This is a genomic window from Nocardioides sp. Z21_20 (genome assembly GCF_059766585.1).
Genome location: NZ_JCBAJX010000001.1, coordinates 294,333 through 318,269 on the forward strand (window position 1 = coordinate 294,333; position 23,937 = coordinate 318,269).

The window sequence follows — 23,937 nt, forward strand, 5'->3', positions numbered from 1 at the left end:
GTGCTCAGCGGCGATCGTCGCGGCCGGTCGGCCACCTACTCGACCGTGACCGACTTGGCCAGGTTGCGCGGCTTGTCGATGTCGTGGCCCAGGTGCAGCGCCGCGTGGTAAGCGAGCAGCTGCAGCGGGATGGTGAGCAGGATCGGGTCGAGCTCCGGCTCGCTGCGCGGTACGTCGATGCGCGCGACGTCGAGGTCGCCGAGGTCGACGCCGGGGTGGGTCACCACGACCAGCGGGCCGCCGCGCGCGGCGATCTCGTGGAGCGCCGCCACGTTGCGCTCGACGAGCTCGTCGGCGGGCACCACCGCGACCGTCGGGAGGGTGGGGGCGATCAGCGCCAGCGGGCCGTGCTTGAGCTCGGAGGTCGGGTAGGCCTCGGCGTGGCGGTAGGAGATCTCCTTGAACTTCTGCGCGCCCTCCCGGGCCACCGGGAAGCCCCGGACCCGGCCCACGAAGAACAGGCTCTCGGCCTCGGCCAGCCGCTGGGCGATCGGCACCAGCGCCTCCTCGCCGGCGAGGATCTCCTCGATCTGGGCGGGGATCCGCTCCAGGCCGGCGATCAGCCGCTGACCGTCGGCGATCGAGAGGTCGCGGACCCGCCCCAGCTGCAGGGCGAGCAGCGCGAAGCCGAGGAACATGTTGGTGAGCGCCTTGGTCGAGGCGACCGCGACCTCGGGCCCGGCGTGCAGGTAGATGCCGCCGTCGCACTGGCGCGCGATCGCGCTGCCGACCACGTTGACCAGGCCGATCACCCGCCCGCCCTTGCGCTGGATCTCCTGCACGGCGAGGAGGGTGTCCACGGTCTCGCCGGACTGGCTCACCGCGACGTAGAGGGTGTCGGGCTCGATCACCGGGTTGCGGTAGCGGAACTCGCTGGCGGCCTCGGCGTCGGCGGGGATCCGGGCCAGCTCCTCGAGCAGCGAGGCGCCCATCTGTCCGACGTAGTAGGCCGATCCGCAGCCCAGGATCTTGACCCGGCTGATCGCCCGGGTCTCGCGCACGTCCATGTTCAGCCCGCCCAGGTGTGCGGTGCCGAAGCGCTCGACGAGTCGCCCGCGCAGCATCCGCTCGGCCGTGCTGACCTGCTCCTGGATCTCCTTGCGCATGTACGACGCGTGCTCGCCGGCCTCGTAGGCGGCCGGGTCGATGTCGAGCGTGGTGGCCGTCTTGCCGGTGGAGCTCAGGTCGCTGCGGAAGGTCGTGAACCCGCTGGCGGTGACCGTGGCCATCTCGCCGTCGTCGAGGTGGGCCACGGTGGTGGTGTAGCGCACCAGCGCGGCCAGGTCGGAGGCGACGTACATCTCCTTGTCGCCGACGCCGATGATCAGCGGGCTGCCGTAGCGGGCCACCACGATCCGGTCGGGGAAGTCCGCGTGGACCACGGCGATGCCGTAGGTGCCGTCCACCACGGCCAGCGCGTCGCGCACCCGGCCCTCGAGGGTCTCGGCGCTCGAGCGCGCCACCAGGTGGGCCAGCACCTCGGTGTCGGTGTCGGAGACCAGGTCGACCCCGTCCTCGGCCAGCTGGCGGCGCAGGGCCCCGGCGTTGTCGATGATGCCGTTGTGCACGACCGCGACGTCGCCCTTGGCGTCGGTGTGCGGGTGGGCGTTGGCGTCGGTGGCCGGGCCGTGGGTGGCCCAGCGGGTGTGACCGATCCCGATCCCGCCGCTGAAGCGCTTGGGGAGGGCGTCGGCCAGGTCGCGGACCCGTCCGGCGCGCTTGGCGACGCGCACCCCGGACGCGGCGAGGACCGCGACTCCGGCGGAGTCGTAGCCCCTGTGCTCAAGACGGGCCAGGCCCTCGATGACCAGGGGGGCGGCCTGCTGGGTCCCGATGTAGCCGACGATTCCGCACATGCAGTGTCTCCTTGAGAGGTAGGTCAGCCGTACACGATGCGCCGCAGCTGGCGCTGGGTCAGCGGTGGCGGTGCCACCACTCGCCGGGACAGCTCTTCGGCGATCTGGGCGAAGATCTCGTCGTTCCGCGCCCCGAAGGTCTTCAGGTGGGCGTGCCTGCGCCGGACGAGCTCCTCGACGGGCTCGGCGTAGAACGCGACGACGTCCTCGACCACCCGGGCAGCCTCGGCGGCCTCGAGCCCGGTGGTCGCGACGACGTGCGCCACCAGAGCCGACGGGGCACGCGAGGCAGGCACATCGCCGACGATGCGCCCTCACCCGGCAAAGATCAAATTCCTGCCCGAAATCGGGCAGGAAACGGCGCTCCAGAGTTTGTCCCCTAGCCAGGAATGTTCTGCACGCCACCTGCGTTCAGACCAACACGCCAGTAGTTCAAACTTCAATCATCAGGAGAGAACGTGAGCATCTTCAGCCGCAAGTCCGACCAGGTCACCACCGAGGCCGCCTTCGAGCCCGGCACCACGGCGATCAGCGACCTCACCGGCGACTACGCCATCGACCCCACCCACACCCGCCTGGGCTTCTCGGCGCGCCACGCGATGGTCACCACGGTGCGCGGGTCGTTCAAGCAGTTCGAGGGAGCCGCCCACCTCGACGCCGCCGACCCGTCGGCCTCGTCGGTCACCCTCACCATCGACGTCTCCTCGGTGGACACCGGGGTCGCGGACCGCGACGGCCACCTCGTCTCCGCGGACTTCTTCGACGCCGAGACCTACCCCTCGATCACCTTCACCTCGACCTCGGTCGAGCGCGACGGTGACGACTGGGCCGTCACCGGCGACCTGAGCATCAAGGACGTGACCAAGCCCGTCACGATCGTCTTCGAGCAGACCGGCTCGGCGAAGGACCCCTTCGGCAACATCCGGGTGGGCTTCGAGGGCGGCCTGGCGGTCAACCGCAAGGACTGGGGCCTGACCTGGAACGCCGCGCTCGAGACCGGCGGCGTCCTCGTCTCCGAGAAGGTCAAGCTCGAGTTCGACGTCTCGGCGATCAAGAGCGCCTGACCCTCCGCCCGGCGCCGGCCCCCGGATCTCGCAGATCCGGAGGCCGGCGCCGCCGCATGTGCGCCCCGGCTCAGAGCAGGTCGTCGACGGTGGTGACGACCGTGGTGACGCTGGGTCGGCGCGGGGTGGAGGAGAAGCCGAAGCGACACGGCGGGTCGACCGGCGCCAGCTCGCCCAGGGCCACCCCGTCCAGGCTGCCGCGCAGCGCGGTGAGCGCGCGAGCGTCGGTCGCGCCGTACCACTCGCGGCGCCCGGCCAGGGCGGTGCCGCGGGTGCGCACGCCGCTGAGCACCACCCGGGCCACCGGGTCGGTGAGCGTGCAGAACAGCGGGCTCGCCGCGAGTCCACGCGGTACGGCGCGCAGCAGCCGGCCCAGGGCGGTTCGCCGGCCCACCTCCAGGTCCAGGGTCAGCGAGGGTGAGCGCACCTGCCAGCGGGCGTCGCCGACGGCGACCTGCACCGGCTCCACCCGGGTCTCGTCGAACGCGTAGGTTCCGGCGACGAAGTCGCGCACCTCGGTGCTCGGCGCGAGCAGCAGCCGGTGCCCGTGCGCGGTCTCCACCATCACGTCCGAGAACGGCCCGAACGGGGTGCTCGGCCAGTGCCCGACGACCAGGCGCACGCCGCTGCTGCTGCCGGCGCCGGCGATGAAGCCGTCGAAGCGGCTCCGGCCGCGCGCCGGGCCGGCGCTCACCGGATCGGGGCCCCCGAGATCGCGCGCGCGATGACCAGGCGCTGGATCTCGGAGGTGCCCTCGAAGATCGTGTAGATCCGGGCGTCGCGCGCCATCCGCTCGACCGGGTACTCGCGGGTGTAGCCGTTGCCGCCGAGGATCTGCATCGCCTGGCCGGTCACCTTCACCGCCGTCTCGCCGGCGTGCAGCTTGGACATCGACCCTTCCGCGGCGGTGAACTGCTTGCCGGTGCGCGCCATCCACGCCGCCCGCCAGACGAGCAGCCGGGAGGCCTCGATCGAGGTGGCCATGTCGGCCAGGGCGAAGGCGATCGCCTGGTTCTCGATGATCGCCTTGCCGAACTGCTCCCGGGTCTTGGCATAGTCCAGCGCCACCTCGTAGGCGGCGCGGGCGATGCCGATCGCCTGCGCGCCGACCGCCGGCCGGGTCCGCTCGAACGTCGCCATCGAGGCGTTGGCGCGCCCGGAGCCAGACGTCCCGGAGCGGGCCTTGGTCAGCCGGGCGTCCAGCTTGTCCTTGCCGCCGAGCAGGCAGCGGCCGGGCACCCGCACATTGTCGAGCACCACCTCGGCGGTGTGCGAGGCGCGGATGCCGTGCTTGTGGAACTTCTGCCCCTGGCTGAGCCCCTTGGTGCCCGGGGGCACGACGAAGCTGGCCTGGCCGCGGGTGCGCAGCTCGGGGTCGACCACGCAGGTCACCACGTGCACGTCGGCGAGCCCGCCGTTCGTCGCCCAGGTCTTGGTGCCGTTGAGGACCCACTCGTCGCTGGCCTCGTCGTAGGTCGCGCGGGTGCGCATCGCGCCCACGTCGGAGCCGGCGTCGGGCTCGGAGGAGCAGAACGCCGCGAGCTTGAGGTCGCCCGGCTCGCCGAACATCTGCGGCACCCACTCCCCGACCTGCTCGGGGGTGCCGTTGGCGCTGACCGCGGCGGCCGCGAGCGTCGTACCGACGATGGACAGGCCGATGCCGGCGTCGCCCCAGAACAGCTCCTCCATCGTGACCGGGATGCCGAGGCCGGTCTCGTCGAAGCTCTGGGTGGCGAAGAAGTCCAGGGAGTAGAGCCCGATCTTGGCGGCCTCCTCCAGCACCGGCCAGGGGAACTCCTCGCGCTCGTCCCACTCCGCGGCGGCCGGGCGCACCACGTCGCGGGCGAAGGCGTGCACCCACGCCCGCAGGTCGAGGTGGTCCTGGTCGAGGTCGAACGAGGGGGTGGTCACCGCGCCGATGCTACGGCGCGGTCCGGGCCGCCGGGCTGGGTCTCGCGCCTCGGGGCTCAGCCCTCCTCGGGCTCGACATCGTCCTCGGCCAGGATGCCGTAGAGCCGGCGCCGGGTCTCGACGAGCAGCTCGGCGGCGGCGCGTCGCTGCGCCGAGGATCCGGTGGTCACCACCTGCCACACCGCGCTCATCAGCTGTCCGATCTCGGGCTTGAGATCCAGGTCGTCGGCCACGTCCTCGCCTGCGCTGCCGGTGAACGGCGCCCAGACCGCGGCCAGCTCCTCGGCGTGCTCCTCGACATGGGCGACGCCCGCCTCGGTCAGCCGCAGCGCGCGACGCCCGCGGCTGGAGTCCTCGACCACGAGTCCCTCGTCCTGCAACTGCTGGATGGTCGGGTAGACCGATCCGGGGCTCGGCCGCCAGGCGTCGTGGGTCCGCTCGGCGATCTGCTGGATGACCTGGTAGCCGTTGACCGGCTCACCCTCCTGCGCGCCGCGCAGGATGTCCAGGATCGCGGAGCGGACGTCACCGCGCCGCACCCGCGGTCCGCGGCGGCGCTCCCCGCGATCGAAGCCGAGCAGCCCCGCCACCCACGGCGGCGCCTGGCGACCCGGCCCCCACTCGGGCCGGCCTCGTCCGCCGCCGTGGCCGCCGCCGTGCCCGCCGCCATGGCCGCCGCCGTGCCCGCCGCCATGGCCGCCGCCGGGACCCCGAGCGCCTGCCCGTCGACGGTCGCCTGGCCGGTTCTCGCCGTACGGCGCCGCCTGCTCCTCGGGGCCCTGGGCCCCGTGTGCGTCGAATCCGTGCGTCATCGGTTCTCCTCCTGTCGGATACGAACGATATATCGCGACAATACGCCGGAGTATCGACCGAGACAAGGCTCCCGGGGCGGGCGGCTACCGGGCCAGCCAGGCGGCGTAGGGCTCGAACGTGTAGGGCCGGCCCAGGAAGTCCTCGACCAGGTCCGCGGCGTCGCGACTGCCGCCCGGCACCAGCACCCGGTCGCGGTACCGGGCCGCCACCTCCGGGGCGAACAGGTCGTCGGGATCGAACGCGGCGAACAGGTCCTTGGCGATCACCTGCGACCACGCGTAGGTGTAGTAGCCCGAGGAGTAGCCGCCGAGGTGGCCGAAGCTGGCGAACATGTGCGTGCCCTCGATCCAGCCGAGCAGCGAGTAGCGCTCCTGCAGCGCACGCATCGCGGCGGTCAGGTCGTCGGGCCGGTCCTGGTGGAACCAGTAGGACATCGCCGCATAAAATGTCTGGGTCCGAGCGTGGTAGCCCTTGCCGAAGTCGTCGGCGCGCCGCATCCGCTCGACCAGGTCGGCGGGGATGGGCGCCCCCTGGGCGTCGGTGGCGAAGCTGCGCAGGATCTCGGCGTCCCAGGCCCACTCCTCGAGCATCTGGCTGGGCGCCTCGACGAAGTCCCACTCGGTGGCGACACCCGAGAACCGGGTCCAGGCGGCGCGCCCGGCGAGCACGTGATGGAGGAGATGGCCGAACTCGTGGAACAGCGTGACCACCTGGTCGTGCTCCATCAGGTCGCGCGAGAAGTTGCAGACGAGCACGCCCTCGGGGAGCTGGCGACCGGCCAGGCCGTCGGTCAGCGAGAACTGCGCGGCGTGCTTGTACTTGCCCGCCCGCGGGTGGAGGTCGAGGTGGATGCGGCCCAGCCGAACCTGCGGCTGAGCCAGCGCCGGATCGGTCGCGAAGACGTCGTACGTCGCGACGTCGGCGTGCCAGGTGAGCGCTCCGGGGACCGGCTCGTAACGCAGGCCGAAGAGCCGACCGGTCACGTCGAGGAGACCTTGGCGGACCTTGTCAAAGGCGAAGTGGGTGCGTACCAGCCGGGCGTCCACATCGAGCTGCTCCCGGCGTACCGCCTCCTCGTAGAAGGCCAGGTCGGCGGCGTCGATGCCGGTGGCGTCGGGACGGTCGCGGCGCAGCCGATCGAGCAGGATCTCCAGATCGCGCTCGGCGGGGGCCAGTGCGGCATCCGCGATCCGGTCGACGAAGGCGGGGATCGCGGCCCCGGAGCCGATCATCTTCACCGCCGCGTCGAAGTCGGCCCAGTCGGGGTAGCCGACGAGCTCGGCGCGCTCCTGGCGCAGCGCGAACATCTCGCGCAGCAGCGGCTCGGTCACCGGCCAGCCGCGGTTGAGGAACTGCGTGGTCAGCTCGCGACGCACCCCGGCATCGGTGCAGAAGGTGCGCACCGGGATCGCGTCGGGGTAGTCGGTGGTGACCGCGACCAGGCCGTCGGCGTCCACCGGGTGAGCCTGGAGCCAGTCGTGCGGCATCGCGGCGAGCAGCTCGGCGCGGACCCGGACCGTGCGCACGTCGTCGCGGATCGCCTTGCCGAACTGCTGGCCCAGCTCGGTGAGCCGCTGGTTGACCTCGGTGATCCGGGCCCGGGTCGCCGCGTCGCGGTCGACGCCGGCGCGCCGGAAGTCGTCGAGGGTCTTGGCCAGCAGGCGGGAGGCCTGTCCCGACGGGTCCTCGCGCTCCAGCTCGGCCGGGTCCAGCGCGGCGAAGACGTCGTGCAGCCTCCGGTCGAGACCCAGCTCGGTGTGCAGCCGGTCGACCTCCTGCTCGGCCTGCTCGGCGCGGTCGCGGACCGGCTCGAGCGGGTGCACGTTGCTGAACAGGGAGCCCATCGCCGCGACATTGCTGAGGTGGCGGGTCGCCTCGTCCCAGGTCCGCAGCACCTCGAGGGCGCCGGCCGGCGACTCGGCGCGCAGCCGGTCGACCAGCGCGCGCGCCGCATCCAGTCCGGCGCGGGTGCGCGCCTCGAGCCAGTCGTGGGTGGCGTCGGGCTCGGGCAGCTGCAGCGGGACGGGAGAGGAGGTCACCCGGTCAGCCTAGGACCGGGCGCGGACACCCCCGGGGGCTCGCGAAGTTGCGCCGACTCGACCGCCGTACGACGCGAGCTCACGCCGACTCGACCGCCGTACGACGCGAAGTTGCGCCGACTCGGCCGCTTTCAGGCGAGGGAGAGGAAGAGCTTCTCCATCTTCTTCACGTCGACGCCGTCGATCCCGTCACCGGTGGTCAGGCACTGCTGCAGGCCCTGGGCGACGATCGCGAAGCCGGCCCGGTCGAGCGCCTTGGAGACCGCAGCCAGTTGGGTGACCACGTTCTCGCAGTCGCGGCCCTCCTCCAGCATCCGCAGCACGCCGGCGAGCTGGCCCTGCGCGCGCTTGATCCGGTTGATGACCGGGCCCATCTCGTCGGGGTCGAGCTCCATCACTTCTCCTCGTGGTCGGGGGTCGGGTCCGCGGCGGTGTCGCACACCGCAGGAGGAAAAGGATACCCCCTGGGGTGTTTTGCCTTGCCGCCACCATACCCCCTAGGGTATTGGCTACACCCGGATCCCCTCCCGGAAGGAACCCCCCGACATGACCGACACGACACCCGAGATCACCGTCGAGCAGCTCGCCGCCCGCCTCCCCGACGGCATGGTCGTCGACGTGCGCGAGCCCGCCGAGTACGCCGCGGGACACGTCCGGGGCGCGCTGCCGATCCCGATGGGCCAACTGGCCGACCGGATGGCGCAACTGCCTCGCGAGAGGCCGATCTTCGTGGTCTGCGCGTCGGGCAACCGCTCCCGGCCGATGACCGACCTGCTGCGCGCCGCCGGCTACGACGCCTGGTCGGTCAGCGGCGGCACCCAGGGCTGGGCACGCGCCGGCCACCCGATCGACGAAGGCACGGCATGAGTCACCCCACCTCGACGCCGGCGCACCGCGACCTGACGGTCCTGACGATCGACACCCCGACGCTCGGTGACCGCAGCTACCTCGTCCACGACGGCGAGGTCGCCTTCGTGGTCGACCCGCAGCGCGACATCGACCGCGTCCTCGCGCTGCTCGAGGAGCACGGGGTGCGGTTGAGCGACGTCTTCGAGACCCACATCCACAACGACTACGTGACCGGAGGACTCGCCCTGGCCCGGCGCACCGGCGCGCGCTACCACGTCAACGCCGAGGACCCGGTCACCTTCGAGCGGACCCCGATCCGCGACCATGACGTCGTGCGGGTGGGCACGAGGATGCGAGTGACGGCCCTGGCCACGCCGGGCCACACCTTCACGCACCTCTCCTACGCGCTCAGCGACGCCGACGGGTCGCTGGAGCAGGCGGTGGGAGTCTTCTCGGGCGGGTCGCTGCTCTACGGCGCCACCGGCCGGCCCGACCTGCTCGGCCCCGACCACACCGACACCCTGGTCCGCCACCAGCACGCCTCGGCGCACCGGCTGGTCGACCTGCTGCCCGATCGCGCGGACCTCTTCCCGACCCACGGCTTCGGCTCGTTCTGCTCGGCCACCCAGTCCGCGGCCACCGAGTCCACGATCGGCCGGGAGAAGAGCGCCAACCCGGCGCTCACCCAGGACGAGGAGACCTACGTCCGCGAGCTGCTCGCCGGGCTCGGCGCCTGGCCGGCGTACTACGCCCAGATGGCGCCGGCGAACTCCGCCGGACCCGCCGAGCCGGACCTCAGCCCCCCGTCGCTGGCCGACGCCGACGAGCTGCGCCGGCGGATCGAGGCCGGCGAGTGGGTCGTCGACCTGCGCAACCGGACGGCGTTCGCCGCCGGGCACGTGCCGGGCACCCTGAACTTCGGCCTCGACGGCGCCCTGGCGACGTACCTCGGCTGGCTGATCACCTGGGGCACCCCGGTGACGCTGCTCGGCGAGACGCCCGAGGCGGTCGCCCAGGCGCAGCGCGAGCTGGTCCGCATCGGCATCGACCGGCCCGCCGCGCACGCCACCGGCCGGCCCGAGGACTGGACCCGCGCGCCGCTGGCCAGCTTCCCCACCGCCACCTTCGCCGACCTGGCTCAGGTGCTGCACCACCGCGCGATCGTGGTCCTGGACGTGCGGCGCACCGACGAGCACGCCGCGGCGCACCTCACGGGCGCGGTCAGCATCGCCCTCCACGAGCTCCCGCACCGTCTCGGCGAGGTGCCGGGCGGCGAGGTGTGGGTGCACTGCGCCGGGGGCTACCGCGCCTCCATCGCCGCCTCGCTGCTCGACGCGGCGGGCCGCGACGTGGTCGCCGTCGACGACTCCTTCGACGAGGCACGCCAGGCGGGCCTGCACCTGACCGGCCCCGAGGCGGACGGGTGACCCTGCTCGTCGTCGCCCTGCTCGCCGGGGCCCTGATCGGTCTCAGCCTCGGGGCCCTCGGCGGCGGCGGCTCGATCCTCGCCGTCCCGGTCCTGGTCTACGCGCTCGACCAGAGCGCGGCCCAGGCCACCACCGGCTCGCTGGTCGTCGTCGGGGTGACCTCGCTGATCGGCGCCGCCACCGCCCACCGCGCCGGCAACGTCTTGCTCGGCCGGGGAGTCGCCTTCGGCGTGCTCGCGATCGGCGGCGCCGTGATCGGCGCCCGCGCCTCAGCACTGGTCGCCGATGACGTGCTGCTCGCGGCGTTCGCGGTGCTGATGCTCTTCGTCGGCGCGCTGATGGCGATCCGCCAGCTGCGCAACACGGACCCCTCGGGCGACGGCCAGCGGCCCGGTGCCGACGAGCCGATCATCGGCCTGCGCCCCACGTTCGTGTGCCACTGCCGGCGCGCCGCCGCGGTGCTGCTCACCGCCACGGCCGTCGGCGTGCTGACCGGGTTCCTCGGGGTGGGCGGCGGCTTCCTCGTCGTACCCGCCCTGGTCCTGGTGCTCGCGCTGCCGATGCGCTACGCCGCGGGCACCTCGCTCGTGGTGATCACCCTGACCACCGCCGCCGCGCTCGCGGTCCGCACCGGCTCCGGGGTCTCCCCGGACTGGGACCTGGTGCTGGCGCTGACCGCGGCCTCCGCCGTCGGCGGCTTCCTCGGGGCCCGCCTCGCCGCGCGCACCGACACCCGGCGCCTGGCCGGCGCCTTCACCGTGATGGTGCTTCTCGTCGCGCTCTACACCGCGGCCCGGGCGCTGCCCGCGCTCCTCTGACGCGCGTCCCCCGCCCTCTTCCCACGCTCCCCCCCGCCCAGCAGAAAGAGATCCGCCATGTCCACGACGGACATCCACCCCACCCCACCCCGCGATCCCGCCGTCGGCTCCCCGACACCTCGCCCCGGTCCCCTCGGCCGGGTCGGGCTGTGGGTCACCGAGCACCGCAGGCTCACCGCCGTCGCCTGGCTGATCGTGATCGTCGGCCTGGGGGTCTTCGCCCCCCAGGTGGAGCGCAACCTGTCCGGTGCCGGCTGGCAGGCGGACGGATCGGAGTCGGTCGCGGCCCGCGAGCTGGCCCAGGAGCGCTTCGGCGGCAACGCCAGCTCGGCCATCCAGGTCGTCGTGCACGACCCGGACGGCTCGGTCACCGAGGGCGCGGGCGCCGAGGTCCTCACCGAGGCCACCGAGATGCTCGACGCGGACTCCCGGATCGCGGAGATCGTCCAGCCGATGGCCGGAGCCACCCTCAGCCCGGACGGCAGCACCGCGATCCTGCTGGCCGGCGCGGGGGCGGACCCGAACGAGATGGTCCGGGTCGCCAACGATCTCAAGGGCCCGCTCGAGGAGCTCTCGCGCAGCGACATCCAGGTCAACCCGACGGGAGCCTCGCTGCTCTGGTCGGACTTCAACGAGGCCAACCTCGAGGCGATGCTCAAGTCCGAGATGGTGTCCTGGCCGGTGACCCTGGCCATCCTGGTGCTGGCGTTCGGCGCCCTGGTCGCGGCCGGCCTGCCCCTGATCCTGACGCTGGCCGGCCTGGTCGCCTCGGCCGGGTCGCTGGTGCTGATCAACGAACTCGTGCCGGTGTCGATCTGGGCGATGAACTTCGCGATGATGTTCGCCCTCGCCCTGGGCATCGACTACGCCCTGTTCCTCGTCGTCCGCTTCCGGGCGGCCCGCAAGGCCCATCACGCGAACGCCCGACAGGCGATCGCGGAGACGATGGACACCGCCGGCAAGGCCGTCCTGCTCTCCGGTGCGACGGTGCTGATCTCCCTGTCCGCGGTGATGATCGTGCCCTCGCCGTCGTTCCGCTCGATGGCCGGCGGCATCATGCTCTCGGTGGTCTTCGTGCTGGCCGCCACGCTGACCCTGCTCCCGCTGGTGCTCTTCAGCCTCGATCACCGGATCAACAAGGGCGCGCTGCGGTGGGCGCGGCCCGAGCAGCACCGCTCGCCGAGGTTCGCCGCCTGGGGTGAGCGGCTGTGGAAGCACCCGGTCGCCTGGGGCCTGGGCTCGCTGATCGTGCTGCTCGCGCTGGCCGCGCCGGTGATCGGCCTGAAGACCGCGATGCCCTCCATCAAGGTGCTGCCCGAGGACGCGAGCGCCCGCGTCGGCTACGACCAGGTCCAGAAGGCGTTCGGCGACGGCGCCCCCGGCACCCTGACGATCGTGGCCGACGCCGCCGACGCCGACGCCGCCGCCGGCGTGCTGGAGCGCGACCAGGGGATCGCCGCGGCGATGCCGGCCGCTCCTGCGGCGGACGGCAGCGACTGGGTCCTGATCCAGGCCGTGCCCACGGTCGACCCCTCGGACCCCGAGCTCGCCGACACCGTCGACCGGCTCCGCGCCGAGCTCCCCGGCTCCGCCCTGGTGGGCGGCGCCCCGGTGGAGAACCTCGACCTCAAGAGCCAGCTCGACGAGTCCACCCCGGTGGTCATCGGGGTGGTCCTGGCGCTGGGCTTCGCGCTGCTGCTCTTCGCGCTGCAGGCCCCGCTGATCTCCCTGCTCGGCACGCTCGTCAGCCTGCTCTCCACGGCCGCCGCCTTCGGCGTGGCCCGGCTGGTCTTCCAGGACGGGCACGGATCGGGGCTCCTCGGATTCGAGAGCCAGGGCTTCCTGGACGCCTGGGCACCGGTGTTCTTCTTCGCGATGATCTTCGCGATCGCGATGGACTACACCGTGTTCCTGCTGGCCTCGGCCAAGGAGCACTGGGAGAAGTCCGGTGACGCGAAGGAGGCCATGGTCGGCTCGCTGGCCCACTCCGGCCGGGTGATCTTCGCCGCGGGAGCGGTGATGGTCGCGGTGTTCTTCACCTTCGCCCTGTCCGGCCCGCTGCCGCCCAAGGAGATGGGCATCGTGCTCGGCGTCGCGGTGCTGCTCGACGCCTTCCTGGTCCGCCTGGTGCTGCTTCCGGTGATGCTGCGGCTGACCGGTGCCGCCGCCTGGTGGTCGCCCGCCTGGCTGACCCGCCTGCTGCCCGCCGTCCGCTTCTCGCACGACTGACCGACCCTCACCCACCCCTCATCGAAGGAGAACCACCATGTGCCGAGCGATCACCTGCCGTACCTGCGGAAAGACCGGCTGGGCCGGCTGCGGGATGCACGTCGACCAGGTCCTGGCCGGCGTACCGAAGTCGCAGCGCTGCCCGGGCCACTCCAAGGCCGAGGTCAAGGCCCAGCGCGGCTCCGGCGGCCTGCTGAGCCGCCTGTTCGGCAAGAGCTGAGCCGACCGTCCCCGTCCTGTGGCAGGCTCCTCGGGTGCGCAACTCGTGGAACCGTGTCCGCCTCTCGACGACGGCCGTGGTGGCCCTGGGCCTGCTCGCCTCGGGCTGCTCGGGATCCTCGTCAGCCGACGAGGCCGCGGACCTCGCCGACACACTCGCGGCGTCGCTGACCAAGCGCAGCCTCCCGAACGTGCTGATCGCGGCTGAGGACTCCGACGCCGACGACCAGCTGAGCGCGATCCTCGAGGGCATGGGCGACCTTCCCGTCACCGTGGAGGCGGGCGAGCCCGAGGTGGAGGACGACTCCGCGAGCGCGCCGCTGACCTGGACCTGGCAGGTCGGCGGCGAGACCTGGACCTACGAGACCACCGCCGAGCTGACCCGAGCGGGCGAGGAGTGGGCCCTGTCGTGGGACCCCGCGCTGGTCGAGCCGTCGCTGGCCGAGGGCGAGGTGCTCGACGCCCAGGTGCTGCCCGCGCGACGCGGCGACATCCTGGGGGCCGGCGATCGCCCGCTGGTCACCAGCCGGGGGGTGCTGCGCTTCGGCGTCGACAAGACGAAGGTCCCACCTGCCCGGGCGGTGGCCTCCGCCCGACAGCTGGGCGGGCTGCTCGACCTCGACGTCGCGGCGTACGTCGAGCGGGTGCGCACCGCCGGGGCCAAGGCGTACGTCGAGGCGGTCGTGCTGCGCGAGGAGGACGCCGCCCCCGCGCTGCTCCAGGCGGCCGAGGGGCTGCCCGGCGTGCTGGTCGTCGGCGACCAGCTCTCGCTGCCTCCCACCCGTGGCTTCGCCGCCCCCCTGCTCGGGACGGTCGGCGAGGCCACCGCCGAGATGATCGAGGAGTCCGACGGCGAGCTCGAGGCCGGCGACGTGGTCGGGATCTCCGGCCTGCAGGCGCGTTACGACGAGCAGCTGGCCGGCACCCCCGGGATCGCGGTCCGCGCCGTTCCGCAGTCGGCCGACGCGGCGGGCGAGGCGCGCTCCCTCTTCGACGTCGAGGAGACCAGCGGCGAGCCGCTGCGCACCACCCTCGACCTTCGGGCCCAGAGCGCGGCGGAGGCCTCGCTGGCCGGGGTCCGTCCCCCCAGCGCGCTGGTCGCGCTCCGGCCCAGCACCGGCGAGATCGTCGCCGCGGCCAGCGGGCCCGGCTCCCAGGGCTACAACACCGCGACGTTCGGCCAGTACGCACCGGGCTCCACCTTCAAGGTGGTCAGCTCGCTGGCGCTGCTGCGGGGGGGCCTCACCGCGGCCACCCCGGTGACCTGCGCGCCGACGGTCAGCGTGGACGGCAAGGCGTTCAAGAACTACGACGACTACCCCGCCTCCGCCCTGGGCCGGGTCCCGCTGCGCACCGCGATCGCCCACTCCTGCAACACCGCGATCATCTCCTCGCGCGCCCGGGTCGCCGACGGTGCGCTGTCCGACGCGGCCGCCGCCCTGGGGCTCGGCGTCGACCACGACCTCGGCTTCCCGGCCTTCTTCGGCGAGGTTCCTCCCCCCGCGAGCGAGACGACGGCCGCGGCCGACCTGATCGGCCAGGGCCAGGTGCTGGCCTCGCCGATGGCGATGGCGACCGTGATGGCCTCGGTGAGCGCCGGCGAGGCCGTGCTGCCGGTGCTGCTGCCGGACGTCGAGGTGACCCGGACGCCGCCGAAGCAGCCGCTCACCCCGGCGGAGGCACGGGAGCTGCGCGCGCTGCTGCGCGCGGTGGTCACCGAGGGCAGCGGCGCGTTCCTGGCCGACCTGCCCGGGCAGGTGATCGCCAAGACCGGCACGGCGGAGTTCGGCACCGCCACGCCGCTGGCCACCCACACCTGGATGGTCGCGGCCCAGGGGGACCTGGCGGTGGCGGTGTTCGTGGAGAGGGGCCAGTCGGGGTCGCGGACCTCCGGCCCGATCCTCGAGCAGTTCCTGCGGGCCGTCGGCTGAGTCGCGGGCCGCTCAGGACTCGAGCATGCCCTCCATCATCTCGATCTCGGCCTGCTGACTGGTCTCGATGTCCTCGGCGTGCTCGAGGGCAGGCCCGTACTGCCCGGCCTCCTGCTGCTCCTCGGCCATCGTGACGGCGCCCTCGTGGTGCTCGATCATCATCTCCAGCCACAGGTCCTCGAACCCGGCGTCCGAGGCCTTCTCCAGCGCCGTCATCTCGGCCGCGGACATCATCCCGGGCATGTCGCCGCCCTCGGCGTCACCGTGCCCCCCGCCGTGACCCCCGCCGTGGGAGTTGGCGTGGTCACGCACCGTCTCGGGCACCGGCTCGTCCCAGGTGACCAGCCAGTCGCTCATCGTCTCGATCTCCGGGCTCTGCGCGTCCCGGATGTCCTCGACCAGCTGGGAGGTCCCGGGACTCAGCGGCCGGCCCACGGTGAGGTCCACCATCGACAGGGCCTGGGCGTGGTGCTGGATCATCTCGGTGGCGAAGGCGATGTCGGCGTCGTTGAACTCGCTCGTCGACGCGTCGGCCCTCTCGCTGGACTCGTCCTCGCCCCCGCACCCGGAGAGCAGGGCTCCCACAGCGACGGCACACACGGACAGGGCGCGCGGCAGAGTCCTCATTCCCTGGACGGTACTAGCCTCGCCGCCGCAGCGAGGCCGGGGAGAGCAGCGCCCACCAGCGGCGGGGCCGGGTGACGCCGCCGCGCACCGCGGCGCGGGCGGCGTCGGAGGCGACCCAGACCAGCGCGACGTCCTCCTCGCTCGGCTCCGCGGGGCCGAACACCCAGGCGTCCACCTCGTCGGCCAGCGGCACGAGCACCGCGGCGGGGTGCCGCGCGGCCAGGCTCTGCGCGGCCTCGTGCCGGGTCCGTGTCGCCGGCAGCGGGCTGCCCACGTCGGTGGCCGTGTCGAGGACCTCCTCCCAGGCCCCGCCGAGTCGTTGCAGCACGCCGCCGCGGCTGCGGCGCCGACGACGCCGCAGCGCCTTCGCCGCCGCGACGCTCGCGCCGGGGAGCAACGTCGCCACCAGCGCCAGCACCCACCACAGCACCCATCCCAGCGGCCGCCCGGAGCCGCGCTCGGCATCGGACTCCGCGTCCGCGGCGTCGTCGGCAGCCGCGTCCTGCTCGCGGCCCTGGCGCTGTCGGCCCGGCCGCTTCCCGCCCTTGGCCGAGGCCTCGGCCGGCAGCGTCTTGTCGCGGGGCGGGGTGGCCTCGACGGGCACCCAGCCCTGCCCCTCGAAGGCGACCTCCGCCCACACGCGCAGGTCTGCCCCGGTCAGCTCGACCTGTCGCTCGCCGTCTCCGGCGCCCTGCGGACGGGCGTCGCGGTGGAAGCCCAGCACCACCCGCGCGGGGATGCCCAGCGTGCGCGCCATCAGCGCGGTCACCACCGCGAACTGCTCGTCGTCCCCGACCAGCACGGGATCGGTGAGCAGTCGCTGCATCCGCGGTGCGCCGTGCCCGGGCTGCGAGCGCCCGTCGGAGCCGTCGGAGAAGAACCCCCAGTAGCGCAGCGTCTCCACGATCCGGGCGACCCGCAGGGCCGGGTCGCTCTCCTCCCCGGCGAACTCCACGGCCCGCTCGCGGACGACGGCGGGCACCCGAAGCACCGGCGGCAGCCGCAGGTCGGCGGCGCCCACCCCGCCGAGGTCCGCCAGGGACACGCTCCGGCGGGGCAGCACGAGCTGCACCCGGTAGCCGTCGCCCTCCTCCAGCCCGGCCGTGGCCAGCACGTTGCCGGTGGTGGCGTCGTAGTGGGCGCTCTCGGCGAGCAGCCCGGCGCGCGGCCCGTCGAAGGTGATCCGGCGCAGGTCTCCGCCCCCGGGCACCCAGACCCCGTCGTACTTCCCGACGGTGACCTGGACGGTGGTGGGCTCGGCGCCCGACCCGCCGCCGGTGCGGTCGGCGCCGTCTCCCTCGTCGGCCGGCTCGATGTCCTCGCCGTCGAGCTCGGCGTAGTCCGCTCCGCCTGCCTGCTCGTAGACGAAACCGTCGTAGCTCTCCAGGGTTGCCACCCGGAGCCTGCCGGCGCGCGGCAGACCACGCACCGTGAGCAGGGTCTCCTCGCGCAGACCCTGCGCGAAGTGGCGGTAGCGGATCAGCGGGCTGGGGTAGGCCCCGACGTCGAGCTGCGGCACCGCCGCGTCGCGCAGCACCTGGCGCTCGGCGACGCCGGAGAGGCCGACCCCGCCGGCCCCCGCGGCACCGGCCGCCAGGGCGAGCACCGCCACCCCCGCCCAGAGCGGCCGGGCCCCGGACGAGCGGAGGGCGGCAGCACCCGGCTGGGTGCGGCCTCGGCCGCTGCGCCACGACGCCCAGCCGAGCCCGACCACACCGAGCACCAGCCCCTGCCCGACCGCCCAGCTCGCCTCGTCGGTGCCCCACATGATGCCGCTGGCGACGAAGGCCAGCACCGGCACCATCGCCAGCAGCGGCCGACGCCCGCGCAACGCCAGCATGCCCGCCGCCAGGGCGCAGATCGTCCCGGCCAGGTAGGGCAGCACGGTGGCGCCCGACTCCTCGGGAGCCGGCACGCTCAGGGTGGGCAGGTCGGCCCACACGGACCCGGAGAGCGAGAGCAGCCGGCGCCCCGTCCCCGGCCCGGTGAACACCCCGGCCACGGCGTCGTGCGGCAGCGCGAAGAGCCCTCCGAGCAGCAGGAACGCCCCGGCCCCCACCGACACCGTCACCCACCGTGACCAGCCGCGCCACGCGGAGACGAGCGCGACCACCAGGCCGATCTGGACGCCTCCACCGGCCGCGCGGTAGCCGGACAGGCCCTCGAAGGCGGGCCCGTAGGCCATCGCAGCGACGCCGAGCAGCACGCTGAGCGCCAGCACGTCGACGACCGCGCCGGCGGAGAGCTCGTGCGTGCCGCGCGCGGCGGTCCGCGAGGCCTGGGCGCTCCGGTGCACGCGCGCTCTCATGGCAGGGTCCGCAGTCCGCGCGGCAGGTCGCCCAGGGTGGCCACGTCCAGCACGTCGACCTGCTGGACGCGGTGCCGGGCCGCCTGCTCGCCCGGCTGGCAGCGCACGGCGAACGCGGCGAGGTCGCGGGGCACGGCGGCCGCGCACGAGGCGATCTCGTCGGGGTCGGCACCGCCGCCCAGCACCAGCGCGCAGACCGAGGTGTGCGGAGAGCGTGCGAGCCCGCGCGCGACGACCTCGTGCAGCGCGGCCGCGCCGGGTCGCACCTCGAGACCCGCGAGCCTGTCCAGCAGCACGGTGGGGGTCCGGAAGACCAGTGGGCCGGCCTGCGTGACGACGGCGACCTCACGGCCCTCGCGCATCGCGTGCACGCCCAGCGACGCGGCGACGGCCACGGCCAGCTCGAGCTCGGCGGGCGCGGCGTAGTCCTCGGACCGCACGGAGAGGGCGATGAGCAGCTGGGTACGCCGGCTCTCCTCGAACTGGCGGATCACCAGCCGGCCCACCCGCGCCGTGGTCCGCCAGTGGATGGCGCGGCGGTCGTCGCCGGGCACGTAGTCGCGCAGGGAGTGGAAGGCCAGGTCCGAGGACGAGAGGTCGAGGGTGGCCGCGCCGTCGACGTCGCGCAGGAAGGCGCCGCCGGCGCCCTCGAGGCGCAAGGTGCGGGGGTGGACGTACTGCTCCACCACCTCCGGCCAGACCCGGCTGCGGCGGATCAGCCCGAGCGGGTCGCCGCGCACCGCCGTGACCGGGCCGAGCGGGAGGACCGCGCGGCGCCCGGTCGGCACCGTGAACTCCTCGGCGCGCTCCTCGCCTCCCGCCAGCCGCGGCAGGGCCAGCGTCCCGAGCCCCAGCTCCACTCGGACCCCGCTCAGCGGGCGCCGCGACCGGTTGCGGACCACGACGCGCCCGGTGGCGGGCTCGCCCACCACGACCCGCGGCGTGGTCAGCTCCAACCGCACGGCGTAGTCGGCCCGGCCGCGGGTGCGCAGCACCGCCAGCAGCAGGGCGCCCGCGAGGACCAGCGCCAGCGTGAGGAACTCCAGCCACCCCTGCCAGGCGCCCAGCCCCGCGGCCAGCAGGCAGCACGCCAGGGTGGCACGGCCCAGCGGGGTGGTACCGCTCACCCGACGGTCCGCAGCGCGGGAGGCTGCACGGTCTCCAGCACGCGCCCCACGACGTCCTCGGGCCGGGTGCCGCTGAACTCGGCGTCGGGGGCGAGCACCAGCCGGTGGGCCCATACCGGCACCGCGAGCTGCTTCACGTCGTCGGGCAGCACGTAGGGGCGACCGGCGGAGGCGGCCCAGACCCGGGTGGCCCGCACCATCGCGATGGCGCCACGCGTGGAGACCCCCAGCGTGGTGTCGGGGTCCTCGCGGGTCGCCTCGACCAGGCGCTGGACGTAGTCGAGGACCGCGTGGTCGACGTGGTTGAGGCGCACCACGTCGGCCATCTCCGCGACGGTGGAGGTCGCGATGACCGGGGAGAGGCCGGCGGCGCGGTCGGGGCTGGCCGATCCGGCGAGCACCTCGATGGCCGCCGCCCGATCCGGGTAGCCCACCGACGTCTTCATCAGGAACCGGTCCAGCTGTGCCTCGGGGAGCCGGTAGGTGCCGGCCTGCTCGACCGGGTTCTGGGTCGCGATGACCATGAACGGCCGACCCGCGTCGTAGCGGGTGCCGTCCACGGTGACGTGGGACTCCTCCATCACCTCCAGCAGGGCGGACTGGGTCTTGGGCGAGGCCCGGTTGATCTCGTCGGCCAGCACGATCGAGGCGAAGACCGGGCCTCGGTGGAACGTCCAGGTCCCGGCGCTCTGGTCGAACATCGTGACGCCGGTGATGTCGGAGGGCAGCAGGTCGGGCGTGAACTGGATCCGGCTGTGCGAGCCCTCGACGCTCGCCGCGATCGCGCGGGCCAGGGCCGTCTTGCCGGTTCCGGGCGCGTCCTCGAGCAGCAGGTGGCCCTCGGCGAGCATGCAGGTCAGCGCCAGCCGGATCGCCGGGGTCTTGCCCAGCAGCGCCTGCCCGACGTTGGCGGTCAGCCGGTCGAAGGTCTCGGCGAACCGCGTGGCGTTCTCGGGCGTGAGGGTCATGGACGCACACCCTAGGGGCCGGGCGGCGGCTCCGGAGCCGAATCCGGCCGCCTCCGGGGCGCGCGGACGGCTGGCTCTGGTGACGGTCCGTATTCTCGAAGAGGTGACCAGCACCTCCGCACCGACCCTCGTCCTCCAGGACCGCTTCGCCCGCGAGCTGCCCGAGCTGGCGCTGTCCTGGCAGGCCGAACCGGCGCCCGACCCCCGGCTGCTCGTCCTCAACGAGCCGCTCGCCGCCGACCTCGGCCTCGACCCGGCCGCCCTGCGCGGTGCGGACGGGGTGGGGCTCCTGGTCGGCACCCGGCTGCCCGAGGGAGCCACCCCGGTGGCGCAGGCCTATGCGGGCCACCAGTTCGGCGGCTTCTCCCCCCGGCTGGGCGACGGGCGCGCGCTGCTGCTGGGCGAGCTCCTCGGCCCGGACGGGCGCCTGCGCGACCTCCACCTGAAGGGCTCGGGGCGGACGCCGTTCGCCCGCGGCGGCGACGGTCTGGCGGCCGTCGGGCCGATGCTGCGCGAGTACGTCGTGAGCGAGGCGATGCACGCGCTCGGCATCCCCACCACCCGCTCGCTGGCGGTCGTGGCCACCGGCCGGCCGGTGCGCCGCGAGAGCGTGCTGCCCGGCGCGGTGCTGGCTCGGGTGGCCAGCAGCCACCTGCGGGTGGGGACCTTCCAGTACGCGCGCGCCACGGGCGACGCCGCCCTGCTGCGTCGCCTCGCCGAGCACGCGATCGCGCGCCACCACCCGCAGGCCGCCGAGGCCGAGAACCCCGCCCTCGCGCTGTACGACGCCGTGGTCGCGGCCCAGGCGTCGCTGGTCGCGCGGTGGATGCTGGTCGGCTTCATCCACGGCGTGATGAACACCGACAACATGACGATCTCCGGGGAGAGCATCGACTACGGCCCGTGCGCCTTCATGGACGCCTACGACCCGGGATGCGTCTACAGCTCGATCGACGAGGGCGGGCGCTACGCCTACGGCAACCAGCCGGGCATCGCGCAGTGGAACCTGGCCCGGCTCGCCGAGGCGATGCTGCCGCTGTTCCACGACGACCAGGAGCAGGCGATCGCGCTCGCGAGCGAGTCGCTGGGAGCCTTCGCGGGGCAGTACGAGGCCGCCTGGACAGCCGGGGTCCGGGCCAAGCTGGGACTTCCCGACGGTCTCGACGAGGCGGTCGTCGGCGCGCTCGTCGACGACCTGTTCGTGCTGCTGCGCGACAACCACGTCGACCTGACGTCCTTCTTCCGCCGCCTCGGCGCCGCCGCCGGCGGGGACGCCGAGCCCGTGCGGGGGATGGTCCTCGACCTGGCGGGCATCGACGCCTGGCTCGAGCGCTGGCGCGCACTCGGTCCGGACGGGACCGCGATGGACCGGGTGAACCCGGTCTACGTCCCCCGCAACCACCTGGTCGAGGAGGCCCTGGCCGCCGGCACCGCCGGTGACCTCGCGCCCCTGGAGCGGCTGCTCGAGGCGGTCACCGCGCCGTACGACGAGCGGCCCGGACTGGAGCGCTACTCAGAGCCCGCCCCGGGCGACTTCGCTGCCGGCTACCGGACCTTCTGCGGCACCTGAGTCGACGATCGGGCCGGTCACGATCTCGCGCAGCGCGCGCACGTGGGCGGCGTAGGCGGCCGCGCCCGGGCCGGTCAGGGACAGCCACAAGCGATTGCGGGAGTCGCGCAGCGTCCGCTCCTGGCTGACGTACCCGGCCTCGACCAGCTGGGAGAGGTGCTTGCTCAGCGCCGACTTGGACAGCCCGAGCTGTTCCTGCAGCACCGCGAACTCCACCTTGCGGGCGGCGCTGAGCATCGCGCAGATCCGCAGCCGCTGGGGGGCGTGGATGACTTCGTTGAAGTCGCCCTCAGCGGGCATCGCCGTACTCCTTGCGGTAGGAGCGGCCGGTGCCGAGCACGACGGCGGCGGCCACCGCCGCTCCCAGGGCCCAGACCCACTGGGCGCCGGTGGTGTCCGCGACCAGCGCGCACACCGCGAAGGTGCCGACGACGGCCACCAGGAAGCCGACCATGTCCCGCCACCTCATCGAGGCCCAGCACACGCCGTCGCGGCGCAGCCAGTACCGCGACGCGATCAGGCCGGCCGCGGCGCTCAGCGCGACGCTCAGCACCGCCGCGGCCTCCGCAGGCAGCAGCCGGACCAGGTAGAGGGCGGCGACGATCGCGCTCATCGCCAGGAAGAACCAGCGCGGCAGCGGGGGGTAGCGCACGGCGCTCTCGTCGCGGCCCAGCTGCTCCAGCAGCGCGCGGGCCTGCTCGGGGGTCGGCGATCCAGATCCTGTTTCCATGCAGGAAACAGTAGACGCCTGTTTCCAGGATGGCAACAGGGTCAGCGGCCCATCAGCTCCAGCATCTCCGGCAGCTCGAAGAAGGTGGCGATGGCGACCGCCGACTTCGCGCCGAGATCGGGATCCGCGCCGGCGGCGAGCAGGTCGGTGACGATCTCCTTCTCGCGGCGGAAGACGGCCGAGGCGAGGGCGGTCTGTCCGCGGTCGTTGACCCGGGCGTGGTCGGCGCCGCGCTCGAGCAGCGCACGCACCAGGTCGGCGTGGCAGTAGTAGGCGGCGAGGATCAGCAGCGTGTCGCCCGAGCTGTTGGTCAGGTTCACCGGCAGGCCCTGGTCGACGTAGGCGGCCAGCGTCTCGGTCTCGCCGTTGCGGGCCAGCTCGAAGGCCGACGCCAGGAACTCGAGCTCCTCGGGGGTGAGTTCGTTGGTCATCCTCCCAACCTACCGAGCCGGCGGGGCCGCGCTGCGGGGCCGCCCCACTCTCCGTCATCTGGTGTTAGCGCAGGAACACCGCGCCGGAAACCTGTCCGCCCTACCGTGAGGATGGAGGTCGACCCCGGCCTCCCCGCACGAAGCTCCCAGCACCCTGGGACTCACCACCGGAGCACCCCCATGAGCCTTCGCGTCGTCACCGACAGCGAGCATCAGGTCCTCGAGGTCGACGGTGACCTCGACTGCGTCACCTCCTACGACCTGCACCACGCGGTCGACGCCGCCCTGGCCGCGGGCCGGCGCCGCCTCGCGCTGGACCTGACCCGGGTCCGGGCCCTCGACCTCGACGGGGCCCAGGCGCTGCGCCAGTGCACCGACCAGGTCCTGGCTGCCGGTGGCGAGCTGCGCATCAGCGGCATCAGCCAGGTCGCGCTGGTCGCGCTCGCCGACTTCGAGCGGGCCTGGACACCGAGACCGAGGCCGGGCACAGTCTCCCCATGACCCCCGCTGACCTGCTCGCCGACGCCTTCGGCCGCGTCCTGGAGGACGGCCTCGCGGTCGTCGAGGGGCTCTCGGCCAAGGAGCTGTCCCACCGCCCGGGCACCGGCAGCAACTCCATCGCCTGGTTGGTCTGGCATCTCACCCGCGTCCAGGACGATCATGTCGCGGAGGTCGCCGGGCTCGAGCAGGTGTGGACCGCCCAGGGCTTCGCCGACCGGTTCGCCCTTCCTCTGGAGGTGGGCGACACCGGCTACGGCCACAGCCCCGAGCAGGTGGCGGTGGTGCGCGCCGACGCCGACCTGCTCGCGTCGTACCTGCGCGCGGTGCACGCCCAGACCGTGGCCTGGCTGCCCGGCGTCACCGCCGAGGACCTCGACCGGGTGGTCGACGAGGGCTGGGACCCGCCGGTGACGCTGGGCGTGCGACTGGTGAGCGTCGTCAACGACGACACCCAGCACGTCGGCCAGGCGGCGTACCTGCGCGGGCTGCTCGCGACCTGAGCCCGGGCCCGGCGCCGGC

General features: G+C 73.6%; 24 protein-coding genes. 10 read left to right on the top strand and 14 right to left on the bottom strand.

The window, feature by feature from the left end; translation table 11 throughout:
* Positions 1-35: 35 nt before the first annotated feature.
* Both glmS and AC6EH9_RS01505 read right to left on the bottom strand, forming a co-directional pair.
* A complete protein-coding gene (gene glmS / locus AC6EH9_RS01500) occupies positions 36-1,856 on the bottom strand; it encodes a glutamine--fructose-6-phosphate transaminase (isomerizing) (RefSeq protein WP_498419864.1) in 1,821 nt (606 codons plus the stop codon).
* A gap of 23 nt (positions 1,857-1,879) precedes the next feature.
* Positions 1,880-2,152: a hypothetical protein gene (locus AC6EH9_RS01505; protein ID WP_498419866.1), complete on the bottom strand. Its 273-nt coding sequence runs from the start codon at positions 2,150-2,152 to the stop codon at positions 1,880-1,882.
* 162 nt (positions 2,153-2,314) lie between these two features.
* Between AC6EH9_RS01505 and AC6EH9_RS01510 the strand changes: the two genes are divergently transcribed.
* The gene (locus AC6EH9_RS01510) at positions 2,315-2,920 is read left to right on the top strand and encodes a YceI family protein (protein WP_498419868.1); all 606 of its coding nucleotides are present in this window, start codon (positions 2,315-2,317) and stop codon (positions 2,918-2,920) included.
* 70 nt (positions 2,921-2,990) lie between these two features.
* On the opposite strand, the gene AC6EH9_RS01515 is transcribed toward AC6EH9_RS01510, so the two are convergent.
* The 5 genes from AC6EH9_RS01515 to AC6EH9_RS01535 form a co-directional block, all read right to left on the bottom strand.
* Positions 2,991-3,614: a hypothetical protein gene (locus tag AC6EH9_RS01515; RefSeq protein WP_498419870.1), complete on the bottom strand. Its 624-nt coding sequence runs from the start codon at positions 3,612-3,614 to the stop codon at positions 2,991-2,993.
* Complete coding sequence (locus AC6EH9_RS01520; protein WP_498419871.1) at positions 3,611-4,831, bottom strand: acyl-CoA dehydrogenase family protein; 1,221 nt, start codon at positions 4,829-4,831, stop codon at positions 3,611-3,613. The genes AC6EH9_RS01515 and AC6EH9_RS01520 overlap by 4 nt, the downstream gene beginning before the upstream one ends.
* Positions 4,832-4,887: 56 nt before the next feature.
* Positions 4,888-5,643 carry a PadR family transcriptional regulator gene (locus tag AC6EH9_RS01525; RefSeq protein ID WP_498419873.1) on the bottom strand — a complete coding sequence of 252 codons (756 nt, stop codon included), beginning with the start codon at positions 5,641-5,643 and terminating at the stop codon, positions 4,888-4,890.
* Positions 5,644-5,727: 84 nt separating this feature from the next.
* Entirely contained in the window at positions 5,728-7,683 is a 1,956-nt protein-coding gene (locus AC6EH9_RS01530; RefSeq protein ID WP_498419875.1) for a M3 family metallopeptidase, read from the bottom strand.
* Between the two features lie 131 nt (positions 7,684-7,814).
* On the bottom strand, positions 7,815-8,078 hold the full coding sequence (locus AC6EH9_RS01535) for a metal-sensitive transcriptional regulator (protein ID WP_498419876.1): 264 nt from the start codon (positions 8,076-8,078) through the stop codon (positions 7,815-7,817).
* A 151-nt stretch (positions 8,079-8,229) separates the two neighbouring features.
* Here AC6EH9_RS01535 and AC6EH9_RS01540 point away from each other — a divergent pair, with 151 nt between their 5' ends.
* The 6 genes from AC6EH9_RS01540 to AC6EH9_RS01565 are packed head-to-tail and all read left to right on the top strand — an operon-like array spanning position 8,230 to position 15,156.
* Positions 8,230-8,550: a rhodanese-like domain-containing protein gene (locus AC6EH9_RS01540; RefSeq protein WP_498419877.1), complete on the top strand. Its 321-nt coding sequence runs from the start codon at positions 8,230-8,232 to the stop codon at positions 8,548-8,550.
* Positions 8,547-9,959 (top strand): MBL fold metallo-hydrolase, encoded by a 1,413-nt coding sequence (locus tag AC6EH9_RS01545; protein WP_498419878.1) that lies wholly within the window; start codon positions 8,547-8,549, stop codon positions 9,957-9,959. Before AC6EH9_RS01540 ends, AC6EH9_RS01545 begins: the two co-directional genes overlap by 4 nt.
* On the top strand, positions 9,956-10,777 hold the full coding sequence (locus AC6EH9_RS01550) for a sulfite exporter TauE/SafE family protein (RefSeq protein ID WP_498419880.1): 822 nt from the start codon (positions 9,956-9,958) through the stop codon (positions 10,775-10,777). Before AC6EH9_RS01545 ends, AC6EH9_RS01550 begins: the two co-directional genes overlap by 4 nt.
* A 57-nt stretch (positions 10,778-10,834) precedes the next feature.
* Positions 10,835-13,006 carry an MMPL family transporter gene (locus AC6EH9_RS01555; protein ID WP_498419882.1) on the top strand — a complete coding sequence of 724 codons (2,172 nt, stop codon included), beginning with the start codon at positions 10,835-10,837 and terminating at the stop codon, positions 13,004-13,006.
* 37 nt (positions 13,007-13,043) lie between these two features.
* A complete protein-coding gene (locus tag AC6EH9_RS01560; protein ID WP_498419884.1) occupies positions 13,044-13,226 on the top strand; it encodes a DUF8730 family Cys-rich protein in 183 nt (60 codons plus the stop codon).
* Positions 13,227-13,260: 34 nt separating this feature from the next.
* The gene (locus AC6EH9_RS01565) at positions 13,261-15,156 is read left to right on the top strand and encodes a penicillin-binding transpeptidase domain-containing protein (protein WP_498419886.1); all 1,896 of its coding nucleotides are present in this window, start codon (positions 13,261-13,263) and stop codon (positions 15,154-15,156) included.
* Between the two features lie 12 nt (positions 15,157-15,168).
* Here AC6EH9_RS01565 and AC6EH9_RS01570 read toward each other — a convergent pair whose 3' ends face one another.
* Genes AC6EH9_RS01570 through AC6EH9_RS01585 form a run of 4 tightly spaced genes read right to left on the bottom strand, consistent with a single transcriptional unit; the run spans position 15,169 to position 20,186 of the window.
* The gene (locus AC6EH9_RS01570) at positions 15,169-15,783 is read right to left on the bottom strand and encodes a DUF305 domain-containing protein (protein WP_498419887.1); all 615 of its coding nucleotides are present in this window, start codon (positions 15,781-15,783) and stop codon (positions 15,169-15,171) included.
* 13 nt (positions 15,784-15,796) lie between these two features.
* Entirely contained in the window at positions 15,797-18,079 is a 2,283-nt protein-coding gene (locus AC6EH9_RS01575) for a transglutaminaseTgpA domain-containing protein (RefSeq protein WP_498419889.1), read from the bottom strand.
* Positions 18,080-18,087: 8 nt separating this feature from the next.
* Positions 18,088-19,218, bottom strand: coding sequence for a DUF58 domain-containing protein (locus AC6EH9_RS01580; protein WP_498419891.1), 1,131 nt, complete (start codon positions 19,216-19,218; stop codon positions 18,088-18,090).
* Positions 19,215-20,186 (bottom strand): AAA family ATPase, encoded by a 972-nt coding sequence (locus AC6EH9_RS01585; RefSeq protein ID WP_498419893.1) that lies wholly within the window; start codon positions 20,184-20,186, stop codon positions 19,215-19,217. Before AC6EH9_RS01585 ends, AC6EH9_RS01580 begins: the two co-directional genes overlap by 4 nt.
* 103 nt (positions 20,187-20,289) lie before the next feature.
* On the opposite strand from AC6EH9_RS01585, the gene AC6EH9_RS01590 reads away from it, so the two are divergent.
* Positions 20,290-21,756 (top strand): protein adenylyltransferase SelO, encoded by a 1,467-nt coding sequence (locus tag AC6EH9_RS01590; RefSeq protein ID WP_498419895.1) that lies wholly within the window; start codon positions 20,290-20,292, stop codon positions 21,754-21,756.
* Here AC6EH9_RS01590 and AC6EH9_RS01595 read toward each other — a convergent pair.
* From AC6EH9_RS01595 to AC6EH9_RS01605, 3 genes are read right to left on the bottom strand one after another with little or no spacing between them, the layout of a single operon-like run.
* Entirely contained in the window at positions 21,700-22,056 is a 357-nt protein-coding gene (locus AC6EH9_RS01595) for a transcriptional regulator (RefSeq protein ID WP_498419896.1), read from the bottom strand. The genes AC6EH9_RS01590 and AC6EH9_RS01595 overlap by 57 nt on opposite strands.
* The gene (locus tag AC6EH9_RS01600; RefSeq protein ID WP_498419898.1) at positions 22,046-22,486 is read right to left on the bottom strand and encodes a hypothetical protein; all 441 of its coding nucleotides are present in this window, start codon (positions 22,484-22,486) and stop codon (positions 22,046-22,048) included. Before AC6EH9_RS01600 ends, AC6EH9_RS01595 begins: the two co-directional genes overlap by 11 nt.
* Positions 22,487-22,527: 41 nt before the next feature.
* Entirely contained in the window at positions 22,528-22,917 is a 390-nt protein-coding gene (locus AC6EH9_RS01605) for an ankyrin repeat domain-containing protein (protein WP_498419900.1), read from the bottom strand.
* Positions 22,918-23,097: 180 nt separating this feature from the next.
* Here AC6EH9_RS01605 and AC6EH9_RS01610 point away from each other — a divergent pair, with 180 nt between their 5' ends.
* Positions 23,098-23,418, top strand: coding sequence for an STAS domain-containing protein (locus AC6EH9_RS01610; RefSeq protein WP_498419902.1), 321 nt, complete (start codon positions 23,098-23,100; stop codon positions 23,416-23,418).
* Positions 23,415-23,918, top strand: a complete 504-nt coding sequence (locus AC6EH9_RS01615; RefSeq protein WP_498419904.1) for a mycothiol transferase — start codon at positions 23,415-23,417, stop codon at positions 23,916-23,918. The genes AC6EH9_RS01610 and AC6EH9_RS01615 overlap by 4 nt, the downstream gene beginning before the upstream one ends.
* The last annotated feature ends 19 nt before the right edge of the window (positions 23,919-23,937 follow it).

Coding starts and splice junctions, on each gene's coding strand:
- AC6EH9_RS01560 (WP_498419884.1), top strand. CDS start 13,044: ATGTGCCGAGCGATCACCTGCCGTACCTGCGGAAAGACCGGCTGGGCC.
- AC6EH9_RS01605 (WP_498419900.1), bottom strand. CDS start 22,917: ATGACCAACGAACTCACCCCCGAGGAGCTCGAGTTCCTGGCGTCGGCC.
- AC6EH9_RS01615 (WP_498419904.1), top strand. CDS start 23,415: ATGACCCCCGCTGACCTGCTCGCCGACGCCTTCGGCCGCGTCCTGGAG.
- glmS (WP_498419864.1), bottom strand. CDS start 1,856: ATGTGCGGAATCGTCGGCTACATCGGGACCCAGCAGGCCGCCCCCCTG.
- AC6EH9_RS01555 (WP_498419882.1), top strand. CDS start 10,835: ATGTCCACGACGGACATCCACCCCACCCCACCCCGCGATCCCGCCGTC.
- AC6EH9_RS01595 (WP_498419896.1), bottom strand. CDS start 22,056: ATGCCCGCTGAGGGCGACTTCAACGAAGTCATCCACGCCCCCCAGCGG.
- AC6EH9_RS01600 (WP_498419898.1), bottom strand. CDS start 22,486: ATGGAAACAGGATCTGGATCGCCGACCCCCGAGCAGGCCCGCGCGCTG.
- AC6EH9_RS01585 (WP_498419893.1), bottom strand. CDS start 20,186: ATGACCCTCACGCCCGAGAACGCCACGCGGTTCGCCGAGACCTTCGAC.
- AC6EH9_RS01570 (WP_498419887.1), bottom strand. CDS start 15,783: ATGAGGACTCTGCCGCGCGCCCTGTCCGTGTGTGCCGTCGCTGTGGGA.
- AC6EH9_RS01610 (WP_498419902.1), top strand. CDS start 23,098: ATGAGCCTTCGCGTCGTCACCGACAGCGAGCATCAGGTCCTCGAGGTC.
- AC6EH9_RS01525 (WP_498419873.1), bottom strand. CDS start 5,643: ATGACGCACGGATTCGACGCACACGGGGCCCAGGGCCCCGAGGAGCAG.
- AC6EH9_RS01545 (WP_498419878.1), top strand. CDS start 8,547: ATGAGTCACCCCACCTCGACGCCGGCGCACCGCGACCTGACGGTCCTG.
- AC6EH9_RS01540 (WP_498419877.1), top strand. CDS start 8,230: ATGACCGACACGACACCCGAGATCACCGTCGAGCAGCTCGCCGCCCGC.
- AC6EH9_RS01535 (WP_498419876.1), bottom strand. CDS start 8,078: ATGGAGCTCGACCCCGACGAGATGGGCCCGGTCATCAACCGGATCAAG.